The sequence below is a fragment of the Streptomyces sp. NPDC045967 genome, from assembly GCF_056430495.1.
This window is the reverse complement of the sequence record NZ_JBWKLE010000002.1, coordinates 661,561-677,450: the sequence shown is the minus strand read 5'-3', so window position 1 is coordinate 677,450 and position 15,890 is coordinate 661,561. Positions and strand designations below refer to the sequence as shown.

The 15,890-nt window shown below is 75.0% G+C and carries 14 protein-coding genes; 8 read left to right on the top strand and 6 right to left on the bottom strand.

Annotated elements, in window-relative coordinates; translation table 11 throughout:
- Positions 1-6: 6 nt before the first annotated feature.
- A complete protein-coding gene (locus AC07FY_RS06580) occupies positions 7-987 on the top strand; it encodes a serine protease family protein (RefSeq protein ID WP_479001347.1) in 981 nt (326 codons plus the stop codon).
- On the opposite strand, the gene AC07FY_RS06575 is transcribed toward AC07FY_RS06580, so the two are convergent.
- Complete coding sequence (locus AC07FY_RS06575) at positions 941-1,333, bottom strand: hypothetical protein (RefSeq protein WP_479001344.1); 393 nt, start codon at positions 1,331-1,333, stop codon at positions 941-943. The two genes, AC07FY_RS06580 and AC07FY_RS06575, sit on opposite strands and share 47 nt — an antisense overlap.
- Before the next feature lie 191 nt (positions 1,334-1,524).
- Between AC07FY_RS06575 and AC07FY_RS06570 the strand changes: the two genes are divergently transcribed.
- From AC07FY_RS06570 to AC07FY_RS06555, 4 genes are all read left to right on the top strand, one after another.
- Positions 1,525-2,871 carry a sensor histidine kinase gene (locus AC07FY_RS06570; RefSeq protein WP_479001340.1) on the top strand — a complete coding sequence of 449 codons (1,347 nt, stop codon included), beginning with the start codon at positions 1,525-1,527 and terminating at the stop codon, positions 2,869-2,871.
- Positions 2,868-3,554 carry a response regulator gene (locus AC07FY_RS06565; RefSeq protein WP_479001337.1) on the top strand — a complete coding sequence of 229 codons (687 nt, stop codon included), beginning with the start codon at positions 2,868-2,870 and terminating at the stop codon, positions 3,552-3,554. Before AC07FY_RS06570 ends, AC07FY_RS06565 begins: the two co-directional genes overlap by 4 nt.
- A gap of 160 nt (positions 3,555-3,714) precedes the next feature.
- The gene (locus tag AC07FY_RS06560; protein WP_479001334.1) at positions 3,715-4,758 is read left to right on the top strand and encodes an alpha/beta hydrolase; all 1,044 of its coding nucleotides are present in this window, start codon (positions 3,715-3,717) and stop codon (positions 4,756-4,758) included.
- Positions 4,755-5,984: an acyltransferase family protein gene (locus AC07FY_RS06555; protein ID WP_479001331.1), complete on the top strand. Its 1,230-nt coding sequence runs from the start codon at positions 4,755-4,757 to the stop codon at positions 5,982-5,984. The genes AC07FY_RS06560 and AC07FY_RS06555 overlap by 4 nt, the downstream gene beginning before the upstream one ends.
- A gap of 73 nt (positions 5,985-6,057) precedes the next feature.
- Here AC07FY_RS06555 and AC07FY_RS06550 read toward each other — a convergent pair whose 3' ends face one another.
- Entirely contained in the window at positions 6,058-6,480 is a 423-nt protein-coding gene (locus tag AC07FY_RS06550) for a DUF350 domain-containing protein (RefSeq protein WP_479001328.1), read from the bottom strand.
- A gap of 216 nt (positions 6,481-6,696) precedes the next feature.
- On the opposite strand from AC07FY_RS06550, the gene AC07FY_RS06545 reads away from it, so the two are divergent.
- On the top strand, positions 6,697-8,610 hold the full coding sequence (locus AC07FY_RS06545; RefSeq protein WP_479001325.1) for an ABC transporter ATP-binding protein: 1,914 nt from the start codon (positions 6,697-6,699) through the stop codon (positions 8,608-8,610).
- A gap of 7 nt (positions 8,611-8,617) precedes the next feature.
- Positions 8,618-8,995 (top strand): VOC family protein, encoded by a 378-nt coding sequence (locus AC07FY_RS06540; protein WP_479001323.1) that lies wholly within the window; start codon positions 8,618-8,620, stop codon positions 8,993-8,995.
- A gap of 65 nt (positions 8,996-9,060) precedes the next feature.
- On the opposite strand, the gene AC07FY_RS06535 is transcribed toward AC07FY_RS06540, so the two are convergent.
- Positions 9,061-9,408 carry a hypothetical protein gene (locus tag AC07FY_RS06535; protein ID WP_479001320.1) on the bottom strand — a complete coding sequence of 116 codons (348 nt, stop codon included), beginning with the start codon at positions 9,406-9,408 and terminating at the stop codon, positions 9,061-9,063.
- Between the two features lie 206 nt (positions 9,409-9,614).
- Here AC07FY_RS06535 and AC07FY_RS06530 point away from each other — a divergent pair, with 206 nt between their 5' ends.
- Positions 9,615-10,121: a gluconokinase gene (locus tag AC07FY_RS06530; RefSeq protein WP_479001318.1), complete on the top strand. Its 507-nt coding sequence runs from the start codon at positions 9,615-9,617 to the stop codon at positions 10,119-10,121.
- Between the two features lie 49 nt (positions 10,122-10,170).
- Here the strand turns inward: AC07FY_RS06530 and AC07FY_RS06525 are convergent, their stop codons facing one another.
- The 3 genes from AC07FY_RS06525 to AC07FY_RS06515 all read right to left on the bottom strand — a co-directional run bounded on the left by AC07FY_RS06525 (position 10,171) and on the right by AC07FY_RS06515 (position 15,743).
- A complete protein-coding gene (locus tag AC07FY_RS06525) occupies positions 10,171-11,157 on the bottom strand; it encodes a hypothetical protein (protein ID WP_479001315.1) in 987 nt (328 codons plus the stop codon).
- Between the two features lie 106 nt (positions 11,158-11,263).
- Positions 11,264-12,034: a serine hydrolase domain-containing protein gene (locus tag AC07FY_RS06520; RefSeq protein WP_479001312.1), complete on the bottom strand. Its 771-nt coding sequence runs from the start codon at positions 12,032-12,034 to the stop codon at positions 11,264-11,266.
- Positions 12,035-12,182: 148 nt separating this feature from the next.
- Positions 12,183-15,743, bottom strand: a complete 3,561-nt coding sequence (locus AC07FY_RS06515; protein WP_479001309.1) for a S8 family serine peptidase — start codon at positions 15,741-15,743, stop codon at positions 12,183-12,185.
- Positions 15,744-15,890 lie beyond the last annotated feature (147 nt).

Below are 15,890 nucleotides of genomic sequence, written 5' to 3'. Positions count from 1 at the left end.
GACCGCATGCGACGTACCTTGACGATGGCGGCGGCGGTCGCCGCCCTGCTGCTGCCGGCCGGGCCGCTGCCCGGCACGGGCGGCGCCGCGCAGGCGGCGCCGGGCCGGTGGTCCGCCCGGGAGGCGCAGGCCTTCTGGACCGCGGAGCGGATGGCCTCCGCCGTCCCGCTGCCCTCGGCGGAGCCCGCGCCGCTGTCCGCCGAGGGGGACGGCCCGCCGCCGGACCCGCGGATCCCGCCCGTGCGCAGGCCGGCTGCCGCGACGCCGGGCGTCGGGCAGAACTTCGACGGCATCCCGGTCGTCGGCCGGATGTTCGTGGTCAAGGGCGCCGGGTCCTACTTCTGCACCGCGAGCGTGGTCGCCTCCCCCGGGCGCGATCTTGTGCTCAGCGCGGCGCACTGCCTGCTCGGCGCGGACACCCGGCGGGTGGCGTTCGTACCGCGGTACACGCGGGCGAACCCCCAGCCGTACGGGATGTTCCCCGTGCTGCGGGACGGCGACGGGCGCTCCCTGATCTGGATCGACCCGCGCTACCGGTCCCGGGGCGCCGACCGCGCGGCCTCGCTGGACGTGGCCTTCGCCCGGGTGGGACCGAACTCCGCCGGGGTCCCCGTGCAGGAGGTCGTGGGCGGCAACCGCCTCGTCACGGGCGCTCGTTACGCGCATCCTCGGGTCACGCTGATCGGCCATCCGGCCTCGGCGGCCCGCCCGCGGCGGTGCGTCAACCGGACGACGAAGTTCACCAGCCGGGACCCGGGGATCCCCGGCTCGTTCCTGCGGATCGACTGCACCGGCTACCCCGGCGGCACCAGCGGCGGCCCGTTCCTGCTCCGCTACGACTCCCGCACCGGGACCGGCGACGTGATCGGGGTGATCGGCGGCTGGAAGACCGGCGGGGACACCGCCGACACCTCGTACAGCTCCTACTTCGGGGCGGACGTCAGGAAGTTGTACGAGAAGGCGGTTGCCGGGGCGCCGGCGGGGTGAGCGCCCGCACCCGGCGCGTCCGGCGCGGGTTGCCGACCGAGCGCGGGGTCGCCGGGAGGCCGGCCGCGGTCAGCGGATCGGCGGGCGCGAGGCCGAGCCGGCGGCGCAGGTCGGCCAGGGCGGCGTGGACGGGGGCGAGCACCACCTCGGCCCCGGGGTCGATGTGGGCGAGGGCGCGGGCGGTGGTCTCGATGGCCTCGGCTGCGTCCTCGGCGGCGGTACGGCTCCACCCGCCGGGCACGCCGGTCCGCCAGGGCGCGACGGTGTCGTAGAGGTGGCAGGCGGCATCGGCCACGGCGTCGGCCCGTTCCCCGACGCCCGGCGCCGCGATGGTCGGCAGTTCCATGCCGGGACAACGAGCAGGGTCCTCGCGGGGGTACGAGTGGATGCTCCCGAGCGCCACGGCGGGGGGCGGGGCGGAGCCGGCCGCTCGGGTCGCGAGCCGCGCGCACCGCGGGCGGCGGGGCCCGTCCGGCGGGCCGGCAGGCCGGCGGGCGGCCCGTCCCCGGGTCCGGTGGGGCATAGGCTGGTCGGATCATGAGCGACAGAGCCCGCTTCCGGCTGCCCGGCCGTGGCCCCGAACGCGCCCGCACCGTGCCCTCCTCCCCCGCCCACCGGGTGTCCGGGGGGCGGGGGGCCGTCGTGCTGCGCTCGCCCGCCCGGCCGGGCGAGCCCCTGTTCGCGCAGGCGCCCCGGGGCTGGCAGCGGATGCTGCCGTTCGTCGTGGCCGGGGTCTTCGTGGTGACCCTGCTGCCGGTGACCATCACCGTGCTGGCCAACGCGTACGGACTGGGCGGCGGCTGGTCGGGCGCGCTCGGCGTGGCGCAGACCGTGCCGCTGCTGCTCGCCGTGACCCGTCCCCTGGCCGCCTGGGCCCTGATCCTGTTCTCCGACACGGTCGGCGCGGTGCTGCTGATCCACGCGGACCTGACGGGGACGCAGGCCTGGCCGTGGCCGCCGATGACCATCGTCGGCTACCTGCTGCTGATGGCCTGCCTCGGGCTGCGCGAATCCATCCGGACCCTGGTCGGGGTGTGGCTGGCCACCGGCGCGGTCGGGGCGGTGCTGGGCTTCTTCGCGCCGACGGGCTCGACGAACACCGCAGCGCTGATGTTCGTACTCGGCGGGGTGGTGCTGGCCCTGACCGGCGCGCTGCGCGGGCTCGGCGACGCGCGGCAGCGGATCGCCGAGCAGGAGAGCATCAGTGACGCGGAGCGGGCCCGGCGCACGCTGCTCGAGGAACGGGCGAGGATCGCACGGGAACTGCACGACGTGGTGGCCCACCACATGTCGGTGATCACCGTGCAGGCCGATTCCGCGCCCTACCGGCTGCCGGGCATGGCGGAGCCGGTGCGGGAGGAGTTCGCGGCGATCGCCGCCAGTGCCCGGGAGTCGCTGGGCGAGATGCGGCGGCTGCTGACCGTGCTGCGCGGGGACGGCACGGAGCGGGCCGAGGCGGAGAAGGCGCCGCAGCCGGGGATCGACCGGATCCAGCAGCTGGTGGAGGCGACCGTACGGGCCGGGCAGCCCGTGGAGTTGTCGCTGGCCGCGGACGCGGCCGGGGCGGCCCCGCCCGCCGTGGACCTGTCGGTGTACCGGATCGTGCAGGAGGCGCTCGCCAACGTGGTCCGGCACGCGCCGGGGGCGGCCGCCCGGGTCTCGGTGGGCGTCGACCAGGAGGAGGTGCTGGTGCTCGTGGTCAACGGCCCGGCCCCTGGCGCCGTGGTGGCGCTGGAGAGTTCCGGCACCGGCCACGGGCTGGTGGGGATGCGGGAGCGCGTACGGTTGACCGGCGGGACGCTGGACACCGGCCCGCTGCCCGACGGCGGCTTCCGGGTCGCCGCCCGACTGCCCCTGAACACCCCGGACGAGGAACCCAGTTGACCATCCGAGTGATCATCGTCGACGACCAGGCCATGGTGCGGGCGGGATTCGCCGCGCTGCTGTCGGCTCAGGCCGACATCGACGTGGTGGGCGAGGCGCCCGACGGCCGGCAGGGGGTGGCGGTCTCCCGCTCCACGCACCCCGACGTGGTGCTGATGGACGTCCGGATGCCGGAGATGGACGGGCTGACGGCGGCCCGGGAACTCCTCGATCCCCCGCCCGGGGTGGTGCACCTGCCGAAGGTGCTGATGCTGACGACCTTCGACATCGACGACTACGTGTACGAGGCGCTGCGCGCGGGAGCCTCGGGGTTCCTGCTGAAGGACGCGCCGCCGGCCGACCTGATCGCGGCCGTCCGGATCGTGGCCGGAGGCGAGGCGCTGCTGGCCCCCTCGGTGACGCGGCGGCTGATCGCCGACTTCGTGGAGCGGCGCCCGGCGCCGCGCAAGGATCCGTCACTGCGGCTGAACGGCCTCACGCCCCGGGAGACCGAGGTGCTGGAACTGATCGCGCGCGGGCTGTCGAACCAGGAGATCGCGGGCCACCTCGTGCTGGCGGAGCAGACGGTCAAGACGCACATCGGACGGGTGCTGGCCAAGCTCGGCCTGCGCGACCGGGCGCAGGCCGTGATCTTCGCGTACGAGTCGGGCGTGGTGCGACCGGGCGACACCGCCTCCGCCTGACGGCCGCGCGCGGGGCCGCCGAGCGCGCGGGGCCGTGCGGCGGCCCTGCTCTCCTCCACCCCCTACCGGGGTATGACACCCGACTTGGCTCTCCGGTCCGACGTGCGGTGCGGTACCTCCTTCCTACCTTCTGCCTCGACACGAGGAGAGGAGAAGGGGCATGCGCCGCTTCGCAAGGACGATGGTCGCGGCCGCGCTGGCGGTCGCCGTCGTCGGGGGGACCGCGGGCTGGGCGTCCGGTGGCACGCAGCGGGTGGTCAGCGGGCCGCCGCCCGGGACCGCCGCCTGGCGGGCCGATGCGGTGTCCGGCCGGGCGCTGCCCGATCCGGCGACCGCGGCACCCGGTGAGGTGGCCCGGTTCTTCGCGGGGCTGGACGAGGCCGAGCGCCGGCGGCTCGTCCGGTCCCACCCCCTGGTGGTGGGGAACCTGGACGGCGTTCCCCCGCCCTTGCGGTACGAGGCCAACCGGCTCGCGATCGCCGCCTCGGGTGAGGCCCGCTACGCCCCGCTCGGCGCGCCGGACCGGCAGATCCTGGCCTTCGACCCGCGCGACCGGGGCCAGCTCGCGGAGGTGTTCGGGGACCTGGAGCACGCCGCGCACGTCTCGGTGGTCGTGCCCGGCTCGGACAACGACGCCACCCGCCACGACGCCCCGCGGGGGCGGGCGAGCGGCCCGGCCGGGATGGCCCGGGCGCTGCGCGAGGCGGCGGGCGCCTCCACGGCCGTCATCGCCTGGGTCGGCTACACCACGCCGGTCGGGGTCGGCCTGGACGCGGCCGAGGGCCGGCTGGCCGAGGCGGGGGCGGTCCGCCTCGCCCGTCTCACGGCCGGCCTCGACGCGGTCGGTGCGCCCGATCCAGCGCTCTTCTGCCACAGTTACGGCTCCGTGGTCTGCGGGCTGGCGGCCCGGCACACGGACGCCGCCGACATCGTCGCCTTCGGCTCCCCCGGCATGCGCGCCGCCACCGCCGCCGGGCTGCGCACCGGAGCCCGGGTGTGGGTGGCCCGCGGACCCTCCGACTGGATCGCCGACGTGCCGAACGTCGCGTTCGCGGGGCTCGGCCACGGCGCCGATCCCACCTCCGCGGCCTTCGGCGCCCGCGCGGTGCCGGCCACCGATGTGCGGGGCCACACCGGCTACTTCGCCCCGGGGACCCGCTCCCTGGCGGCGTTCGCCGCGATCGCCGCGGGAGAGGGACAATGACGGCGCGGCGGTCGCTCGCCGCAGTGCGGCGGACCGCCGACGGGATCGAGCGGCGCACCCCGGCCGATCGGGACCGTGCGGTCGACGGGCTGCGCGCCCTGGCGCTGCTGGCCGTGCCGACGGGCCACTGGCTGCTCGGCGGGTTCACCCTCGACGCCGGCGGCGGCCTGCACAACGCCAGTCCGCTGACGTCCTTCGGCGCGCTGGCCCCGGCGAGTTGGGTGCTCCAGATGCTGGGCATCTTCTTCCTGGTCGGCGGCTACGCCTCGGCGCTGTCCTTCCGGCGCCGGCCGGGCTCGACGGCCGCGTGGCTGAAGGGGCGGATCGTACGGCTGGGACGGCCGGTACTCGGGGTCACGGCGGTGTGGGCGCTGGCCGCTCCCGTGCTGTACGCGGCCGGGGTGCCGGAGGTGACGCTGCGGACGGCGGCGACGCTGGTGGTCCAGCCGCTGTGGTTCGTCGGGGTGTACGTGGTGATCACGGCGCTGACCCCGTACTGCGTGCGGGCGGCGCACCGGTTCGGCGGCTGGGCGGCGGCTCCGCTGCTCGTCTCGGTCGCCGTGGTGGACTTCCTGCGCTACGGACCGCCCGCGGACTCGGTGCCCGGATGGGTGGCGCTGGTCAGCATCCTGCCGGGCTGGCTGTTCGCCTACCAGCTCGGTGTCGGCTGGGGGGAGGGGCGGATCGGCCGGCGCGGGGGCGTCCTGCTGCTGGCGGGCGGGACGCTGCTGTTCGCGGCGCTGCTGGCGTTCTTCCACTACCCGGCGTCGATGGTGGGCGTGCCGGGTGCGGCGCGGAGCAACTCGCACCCGCCGTCGCTTCTCGTACTGGCCCTGGCGGCGGCCCAGTCGGGAGCGGCGGTCCTGCTGCGGGACCGGCTGGCGCGGCTGCTGGCCCGGCCGGCCCTGTGGGCGCCGGTGGTCGTGGTCAACCTGTGCGCCATGACGATCCTGTGCTGGCACCAGACGGCCATGCTGGCCGCGGCCGTCCCCGGTTCGTTCCTGGGTGGGCTGGCGGGGCTGACGACGGCGCCGGACAGTCCGGGCTGGATCGCGGCGCGGCTCGCGTGGATGCCGGTGTTCGCGGTGCTGCTGGTCGTCATCGCCCGGTACGCGAAGCGGTTCGAGGGTCCGGCGCCGCAGGGGCGCGGCGCCCCGGCGGTGCGCCGGGCCGTGGCGGGGCTGCTGGCGGCGGGGTTCGCGGTGTTCGCGCTGGGGCTGGCGTGAGCGCGGCCGGTGCGCGGTGATACGACGAGAGCGCCGCCCCCGGTGGGGAGCGGCGCTCTGGGTCGTGCCGGGGTCAGGCGATCGAGGCCGCCACGATCGCGGCGACGGCGAGGTTGCAGGAGGCGGTGACCCAGACCGCGGGGTGCGGCTCCGGGTCGACGACGATCTCCCCGAGCTTGCCCGGGGTGACCAGGTCGAGCACCAGGAACGCCACCGCCATCAGGACCAGGCCGAGCACGCCGAAGGCCGCGGTGGACAGCAGGCCCTTGCCGAAGTCGTCGTAGGTGGTCCAGATCGAGGTGAACACGATGCCGCCGATGCCGAGGAGCGCCGAGCTCAGCAGGAGGGCGGCATTGCGGTTGCGCTCCTCCCAGATCTGCTTCGGCAGCTTCCCGGGCGTCAGCACGTCCACCAGGACGATGCCGAGGATCAGCAGCACCAGGCCGAGGGCGCCGAAGGCGCTGGTACGGCCAAGTCCGTTGATGATGTCGCTCATTGAGAAGCCTGTCTCCGCGTGGGTGGGAAAAAATGAGTGCCGTGGGGAGGCCGAATCTATCGCACGGCCCCCACGCCGACCATGGGGAGGTCGGTAATCGGCAGAGGTCAGGGGGGCGCGGACGGAACCGCACCCCTCGAGGCCCGGTCGACCCGCGTCGGAGCGCAAGCCCGCTGCCTTGACCTCGACTTAGGTTGAGGTCATAGCGTTCCGGCCATGGACATGGAAGTCACCGCCTGGACCTCGCTGCACAGCGCGATCAACGCCCAGCAGGACCGTCGCCCCGTCTCCAGGGCGAGCCTGCGCCGGGTCGCCTCGTTCGCCCGCCCGCACCGGCGCGGGCTCACTCTCTTCCTCCTGCTCAGCATCGTCACGGCGCTCCTGGCGGTGGCGACCCCGGTGCTCGCCAGTCAGATCGTCGACGCCATCGTCGGCGGCCGCGACAGAGGGACCGTCACCCGGCTCGCCCTGCTCATCGCCCTGATCGCGGTGGCCGAGGCGGGCCTGGGCCTGCTGACCCGCCGGCTCTCCGCCACCCTGGGCGAGGGGCTGATCCTCGATCTGCGCACCGCGGTTTTCGACCACGTGCAGCGGATGCCGGTGGCCTTCTTCACCCGTACCAGGACCGGGGCCCTGGTCAGCCGCCTCAACAACGACGTGATCGGCGCCCAGCGGGCGTTCAGCAACACCCTGTCCGGGGTGGTGGCCAACACGGTGACGCTGCTGCTGACCCTCGCCGTGATGCTGAGCATCTCCTGGCAGATCACCCTGCTGGCGCTCGTACTGCTGCCGGTGTTCGTCCTGCCCGCGCGCCGGATGGGTGCGCGGATGGCGGCCATGCAACGGGAGGCCGCGGCGCTGAACGCGGCGATGGGGACCCAGATGACCGAGCGGTTCTCGGCTCCGGGCGCGACGCTGGTCAAGCTGTTCGGGCGGCCGGCCGACGAGTCCGCGGAGTTCGCGGCCCGCGCCGCACGCGTACGGGACATCGGGATCCGCACCGCGATGGCCCAGTCCGCCTTCATCACCGCCCTCACCCTCGTCTCGGCGCTGGCCCTCGCCCTGGTCTACGGGCTGGGCGGTTACTACGCCCTGCGCGGGACGCTGGACGCCGGCTCCGTCGTGGCCCTCGCCCTGCTCCTGACCCGGCTCTACGCGCCGCTGACCGCGCTCGCCGGGGCCCGCGTCGAGGTGATGAGCGCGCTGGTGAGCTTCGAGCGCGTCTTCGAGATCCTCGACCTCGAGCCGCTCATCGCGCAGAAGCCGGACGCCCGGACGGTGCCGGACGGGCCGGTGTCCGTGGAGTTCGACCGCGTCTCCTTCGCCTACCCCTCGGCCGACAAGGTCTCGCTGGCCTCCCTGGAAGAGGTCGCCGGCCTCGACACGCGGGGCGGCACGCAGGTCCTGCACGAGGTCTCCTTCCGCGCCGAACCCGGCCGGATGATCGCCCTGGTCGGCTCGTCCGGCGCCGGCAAGTCGACAATCGCCCAGCTGCTCCCCCGGCTGTACGACGCCGACGCGGGCGCGGTCCGCCTCGGCGGGGTCGATGTACGGGACCTCACGGCCGACTCGATCCGCGAGACGCTCGGCATGGTCACCCAGGACGGGCACCTCTTCCACGAGTCGGTACGGGCCAACCTGCTGCTGGCGCGGCCGGAAGCCTCCGAGGAGGAGATCTGGGAGGCCCTTCGCCGCTCCCGCCTGGACGGCCTGGTCGCCTCCCTGCCCGACGGGTTGGACACGGTGGTCGGGGAGCGCGGCTACCGCCTGTCGGGCGGGGAACGGCAACGGCTGACCATCGCGCGGCTGCTGCTGGCCCGGCAGCGGGTGGTCATCCTCGACGAGGCCACCGCGCACCTGGACTCCACCTCGGAGGCGGCGGTGCAGGAGGCGTTGGGCGAGGCCCTGGCGGGCCGGACGGCGGTGGTGATCGCGCACCGGCTGTCGACCGTGCAGGCGGCCGACCTGATCCTGGTGGTCGAGGACGGCCGGATCGTGGAGCGCGGCACGCACACCGAACTCCTGGCGGCGGGCGGCCGGTACGAGGAGCTGTACCGCACCCAGTTCGCGGCGTCGGACACGCCCGCCGAGGTGGCACCGGGCGGCGCGGCGACGGCCTCTGGAGCATGATGCCGCCATGGACATCAAACTTGAGCTGGTCGCCGTGCCCGTGACCGATGTCGACCGGGCCAAAGCCTTCTACGAGAAGATCGGCTTCCACGCCGACCACGACCACACCGTCAGCGAGGACGTCCGCTTCGTGCAGCTGACCCCGCCGGGTTCGGCCTGTTCGATCGCGATCGGCACGGGGCTGACCCGGATGACGCCGGGTTCCCTGGACAACCTGCAGGTCGTCGTCACCGACATCGAGGAGGCGTACGAGGACCTGCGCGGCCGGGGTGTCGAGGTGACGGAGATCCAGGACCTGCCGTGGGGCTCGTTCGTCTACTTCTCCGACCCCGACGGGAACGGCTGGGCGGTCCAGCAGACGACACCGCGCGGGGCGGCGCGGTAACCGGACGGGAGCGGGGCGACGGCGACGGCGGACGGACCGCCCGCCGTCGCCCCGTTGCCGCCGGGTCAGCCCTCCACGGCCACGGCGTGGTGGTCGAGTTCCCAGGCGTGGTGCTTGAACTCGTGGCGGAACGCGGCGTGGTCCTCCCACTGGCGGGCGATCCCGCGCAGTACGTCCCAGTGGTGCTCCACCGACTGGTCGATGACGCGCCGCGTGGCCGGGTCGGCCGACTCCCGCTGCGCGATGAGGCCCTTGACGGCGGCGGCCTCGAGCACGGCGTTGCGCAGCGCGCGCAGCGCACGGGAGGTGTCGTCCATCCCGAAGCCGTACTCGCTGCCCGTCTCCGCATCGAAGAGCGGGGTCAGCCGCGCCTCGATGAAGGCGGTGATCCGCTCGAAGTGCTGCGCGTCCATCGGGACTCCCTCTCCTGCCGGATCCCCCGCGGGCATCCGGCGTCTTCCGGTGCTTGTGCTGCTCGGAGCCATTATCCGGCAGGGGTCCGCCCTCGCGGGACGACCGATGGCGCGACGTTTCCCCCGGTCCCCGTGGACACGCGGCATCCCATGGGCTTCAGTGGTCCCCGCACGGACCGATGCCGACGAGGACAGCGAGGTACGACGTGAGCCCCCAGCGCGTGGTGGTGGTGATGGGCGTGTCCGGTACGGGCAAGACGACCGTGGGCCGGTTGCTCGCGGAGGCCCTCGGCCTTCCCTATGCCGAGGGCGACGCGTTCCACTCCGCGGCCAACGTCGCCAAGATGGCGGCCGGGACCCCGCTGGACGACGCCGACCGGTGGCCGTGGCTGGACGCCGTCGGCGATTGGATGGGAGACCGGGCCGGCCACGGCGGGGGCGTGGTCGCGGCCTCGGCCCTCAAGCGCTCCTACCGCGACCGGCTGCGCGCCGCGGCCCCCGGGGCGGTCTTCGTCCACCTCACCGCTGAACGTGCGCTGATCGAGCGGCGGATGGCGGCCCGCACCGGCCACTTCATGCCCGCGGTGCTGCTGGATTCGCAGTTCGCCACCCTGGAGCCCCTCCAGGACGACGAGCTCGGCCTCGCCGTCGAGGTGTCCGGTTCCCCCGAAGAGATCACCGGACGGGCGCTGGCCGCGCTGCGCCGGCTCTAGGTCCTGTCGTCACAGGCTCGCCTGACCGGCGCCACTGTGACGACAGGGCCTAGTTCGGCAGGCGTTCCTCGCCGAGCTGGGCCGCCGCCAGCGTGAAGCCGTCCGCGGCGGTGGCGCAGCGGCCCGCGAGGGCGGCGACCTCCGCGCGCAGGGCGTCGCGCCGCGGGGCCCGCCAGACGGGCGCCGCCGTCGTCGCGCGCAGCCGCACCGCGTGCGAGCGCAGCGCCGTGGCGTGGCCGCGCAGGCTGGCGGGCCGGTGCGGTTGCCGGTAGGGGTCCGGTCCAGGCGGCGGGACCGCCCGCAGCCGCCGGGGTGCGGGGCCGGGCGGCTGCGCCGGGTCCCCGTCCGCCCCCGCCCCCGGACCGTCCCCGGCGGGCAGGCCGGGCCCGCGGTCGCAGAACGCCCGCACGGCGGCGCCCAGTCCGAGGAGCGGCGCGGCGGGGACGGCCCGGCCGGTGGCGACCTGCCAGCCCGCGTGGTCGTTGAAGGGGTTGGCGTCGGTCAGGGCGTGCCAGGCCAGGATGTCGGCGAAGGCCGGGGTCAGCAGTGCGAAGGCGTGCTCGGCGCCCCGGTCCCGCATGATCCGCCGGAAGAGGCCGGCGGCCTCGGCCTGGCGGCCGTCGGCGACCGCGCCCAGTACCGCCGCGGCGCCCGGGTCCCGCAGGAGTTCGGGGCGACGGGCCTCGGCCGCCCCGATCCGGGCCTTGAGCCCGCAGACGGCGACGCTGACGGCGAGGCTCTCCCGGCCCGTCAGTGCCCCGGCCAGCCGCCCGGCCCGGGCCGCCACCCCCCGGCCGCGGGGCGCCCAGCCGAGGCCCGCCGGGTCGCTGAGCGTCCGCAGGAGCGTGCGCCAGCCGCGCCGGCGCGGGCCGCCCCGGGTGAGGGCGGTGGCGGGCAGGCGGGCGCCGAGGGCGAGCCCGGAGGCGTAGCCCGCGGCCTCGGCGACCGCGTCGGCGGCCTCGGCGAGTTCACGGCAGAGGTCGTCGAGCCGGTCGATGTCCGTGGCGTCGAGCGCGGAGATCACGGCGTCGGGCATGGGGTCCTCGGGTGGTGAGCGGCGGTGACATCGGCTTCACCGTACGTCGCTCCCGCCCACCCCGCGCTCCGAGCGCCGCGCGACGGCCGATGCCGAGGGCACGCCCTCACGGGCAGGCGAAGGCCGCGTCCCGGAACGCCGTGCGCAGGCCGGGGTGCCCGCCGGGCGGGTGGGCCGGCAGGATCAGTGCCCAGCGGTGCCGGGCCGGGCGGAGCCATACGGCCGGGCCGGTGACGGCCGGGCCGGGATGTCCCCAGACGCCCTGCGGCGCCGGGTGCCACAGGAGGCCGCGGGCGGGCGTCAGTTCACCGGTACGGATGCGCAGGGACTCGGCCGTCCAGGCGTGGGCCACACCCGTCGGGCCGTCCGTGTCCGCGGGGGCCGCCAGGCGGCTCAGGAAGCGGACGAGATCGGCGAGCGGCGCGCGGAGGGTGCCGTCCGCGAAGCGGGTGCCGGTCATGCCCAGGGGGTGCCAGACGCGGGTCGCGGCGAGTTCGGCGAGCGGGCCGCCCGCGAGGTGCTCGGCGAGACGGGTGAGCGCGGCGGCCCCGTCGGCGTGGGTGAGCAGGTGGTGGGCGGTGGTGCCGGCCGGGGACCAGGCGGCGGCTTCGTCGCCGTAGGCGGCGAGCGGCGTGTGCAGCCGGAGCGCGCCCTCCTCCACCAGGCTGCCGAGGACGGGCCAGAGGGCGAGGACGGCGGCGAGGTCGCCGACGTCGAGGGCGGCGCCGTCACAAGCGTGGGAGGCCGCGTGGACGCCGTCGGGACCGCCGACGGCCCAGACCGCCCCGGGGTCGGCGGAGCCCACGAGGGCCCGGAGGGCCTCGGCTGGGGCCTGGTCGCTGCCACTGCCTCTGTCACTGTCGCTCAGGAGCGTCATGGTCGGTCACGCTAGCCGGGCCGGTACTGCCCCGCCCCGCGCGCCGGTCGCGGAGTCGGGCTCCCCCACCCGAATGCCCGCTCGCCGACCGGTCTCCCGCGTGAGGGGCGGGGCGCCCGGGAGCGCCCCGCCCCGCACGGTGGTGCGGTCAGCTCTGGTCGGGCCGGTCGGTCACCCGGAGCGTGTTGAGCAGGGGCTTGCCGAATCCGCTGTGCGTGACGAAGCGGATGTTGAGCACCCCGTCCGTCACCTGGACGGTGTAGGTCCGGGTCAGGGCGGTGTACGTGCCCGCCTCCAGGGCGATGTCCAGCGAGGGCAGGATCTGCCGCCCCTCGGCCAGGACGTCGAACACGCGCTTGTCGGGCCGGGTGGAGGAGAGCTCGGCGAAGCCCAGCTCCACCGTGTACGTCCCGTTCGGGACGTGGTCGAAGCGGTACTCGTACATGCCCTCCCGCGCGTTGCGGAACAGCCGCTGGTCCTGCGTCGCGGCGATGGTGCGGCTGGTGCTCCGGGTGGAGCTGCTGCCCTGGTAGCCGTAGGAGCCCGCGGTGTACTTGCGGTCCGGGGACCAGCCGTCGCCCAGCGCGTCGGTGCTCGCGGAGTCCGCGCCCGCGTCCAGGGCGACCTGGTAGCGCGGCACGACGACCTTGACCGGGAGGGTCAGGACCGGGGCCCGGCCACTGGCCGAGGTGATCTTCAACTGGGCGGTCAGGACCGTGCCCGGCGCCAGCCCCGCGGTGTCCACCGCGAGGGTGAGCGGAATGCGGGCGCCCGTCGGGAGGTCTCCGCCGCCCGGTGCGGCCGTCAGCCAGGCCGCGTCCTCGGTGACCGTGAAGGCCGTGCCGAGGCCCGGGTTGCTCAGCTCCAGGGTCCGGGTCCGCCGCTGGTCCGCCGGGACGACCACCTCCACGGCGGGCTGCGAAACCGTCACCCGGCCGGTCCGCAGCGACTGCGTCACGGTCGTGACGTCGGCCGCCTTCACGTCGGCGGTCGTCTGCGCGGACTCGTACTGCGGCGCGGAGAGGGTGACGGTCCGCGGGCCGGACGGGCTCTGGACCACATACCCGCCGTCCGCCGCCGTGGTGGCCGAGACGGCCGACTCGCCGGTTCCGACGGTCACCGTGGCTCCCGCCACGCCGGCTCCGTCGTTGGCGTCGAGCACGCGGCCCGCCACCACACCGCTCCGGGTGGTGCGGAAGGCGATGCCGAGGCCGTCGGTGATGACCGGCGTGTTGAAGGAGTACCGGAAGGCGTCGGTGCCGGCGGCGTTCTCGACGCCGACCGTGGCCGTGGAACCGCCCTTGATGCCTGCTCCGCCCGTGCCCTTGTAGGCGTAGGAGACGCTGCCGTCCTCGCCGATGGAGGCCGAGAAGGAGAACGTGTCGGCCTGGGCCGACCAGTGGGACACCTCGCGCCACTCGATCACGAAGCTGCGGTGCGGGGCGGTGCCGGTGACGGCCGTGAAGACACCGGAGCCGGAGCCCGCGGCGCCGACGACCAGGTCGTCCCAGAAGGGGTAGAGGGCCGCGTTCGGGGTGGCCGTGCTCGGCAGGTCGCCGTTGATGTCGGCGGTGTTGTTGCCGCCGAAGCTGACCGTGCCGTTGGTGCCGATCCATGCCTGCCCGTACGTCGTGCCGTAGAGCGGCAGCGGGAAGGGCAGGTCGACGCGCTCGGTGGTGTTGTCGCCGGTCAAGGCGAGCCGGTTGCCGCCCGCGGGGTACGGGCGGTCGTTCGCGGCGGTGCAGGCGTAGCCGTAGCCGTCGGTCCGCTCGGGCAGGTTCACCGTGACCGCGGCGTCGCCGGCGACGGTGACCCGGGCGGAGCCGCCGGTGACGCAGCGGGACGGGTGGGTGGCGCGTACCTCGTAGGTGCCGTGGGGCAGGGTGACCTCGAAACGGCCCTGCGCGTCGGTGGTCGCGGTCACCGGGGTGTCCGCGATGCTGACGGAGGCCCCCGCGGCCGGTCCCGCAGCGGCGGTCACGGTGCCGGTGAGCGTGCCGGAGGCGGCCTGGACGAGGGTGAAGTCTCCCGTGGCCGTGGCGTTCTCGGTGACCGTGGCGGTGGCGCTCTGCGGGCCGTATCCGAACTTCGCGGCGCTCAGGGCGTATTCGCCCACCGAGAGGGTGGCGAAGCGGTAGGTGCCGTCGGCCGCGGTGGTCGTCGTGCGGTCGATCGGTCCGTCGGCGGTGACCGTGGCGCCCGCGACCGGCGCGCCCCCGGAGCGGACGGTGCCGGCGAGCGCGCCGATCGCGCCGCGCGGGGCGGCGTTCAGGGCGGCGAGCGCGTCGAGCCTGCCCTCGCCGAAGACGTTGTTGTCGGCGGCGCTGCCGCCGCACTGGGCGCTGTCGGTGTCCTGGGCGGTGCCGTCGAGCAGCGCCTCGGTCTGTGCGACGTCGCCTTCGAGGGCGGGCGCCGCGGACCAGAGCAGGGCGACGGTGGCCGCGGTGTGCGGTGAGGCCATGGAGGTGCCGGAGAAGGCCTCGTAGCCGCCGCCGGGGACGGAGGAGCGCACGTTCACGCCCGGAGCGGCGATGTTCGGCTTGATCAGGCCGGCCGGGCCGGCTCCGCGCGAGGAGAACGAGGCGATCGCGCCGTTGACGTCGAAGGCGCCGGAGCTGTAGGAGCTGCCGTAGTCGCCGGGTGAGCCGCTGGTGTTGCAGCCCGGTCCGGAGTTGCCGCCCGAGAAGGCCGGGAAGATGCCGGCGGCCCGCCAGGTGTCGACGATCTCCTGGTACCAGGTGTCGCCGCCCGGACCGCCCCAGGAGTTGTTGACGACGTGCGGGGCGAGGTCGGGCCGCGGGTTCTGGCCGTTCGCGTCGGTCGGGGCGACGATCCACTGGCCGGAGGCGAGCAGGGATGCCTCGGAGCAGGAGCCGGACTCGCAGCCCTTGGCGGCGATCCACCGGGCGCCCGGGGCGACACCGATCTTGTTGGTTCCGCCGTCGTCGCCGACCATCGTGCCCATCGTGTGGGTGCCGTGGTCGTTGTTGTCGCAGGGTGCGGCCCCGGCGCAGATCCCCGCGGGGTCGAACCAGTTGTAGGCGTGGGTGTAGGTGCCGTCCGCGTTCTTGCCCCGGTAGCTGCCGTTCACGGCGGGGTGGGTGTGGTCCACCCCGCTGTCGATGTTGGCGACGACGATGCCTTCGCCGCGCACTCCGGCCTGCTCCCACACCTGCGGGGCCTTGACCCGGTCGATGTTCCACTCGACCGCGTCGGCGACGGTCCGCTCGCGGGTACCCGCGGCGGCCTTCGGCAGCTCGACCTCGTCGTCGGCGTCGATCCTGGAGACCTCGGGCCGCTGGGCGAGCGCTCCGGCGAGCTTGGCGCCGCCGACGACGCGGACGGCGTTCACGATCCAGTACGAGGTGTACTCGGCCTTGGCGCCCTCGACGGCCTTGACCACCCCGGCCTGGCTGCGTGCGGCGTGGTCCTTCTTGGTCCGCAGCACGGTCTCGGCCTTGGCCGCGCGGGTCGGTTGCCGGCTCGCGGCGGTGAGGTCGGCGGCACTGTCGAGGTAGACCCAGAAGACGGCCTTGTCGGAGCCGTCGAGCTGGGCGCGGAGCTCGGGTTCGATCTTCCGTTCGGCCGCGCCGGGGGCGGGGCCCGGGTCCGGCGCCGCCGCGGCGACGCCCGCGCCGAGGGGGAGGAGCAGGATCGAGGTGAGGGCGGCGAGCGCCGCTCGTAAGGAACGCCTGTTGCGTGGGACCACGTGTCGTCTCCTCGTACGCCGTGTGCAGGTTGTGCGGGCAGAGGGTGCGTGATGTGCCTGATGTGCGCGGGTCATGGTGAAACGGCGACATGTTCATTACAAGAGGGCCTATTGAGCCGCTTTGCCGCCGGATGCCCGGCGGGGAAG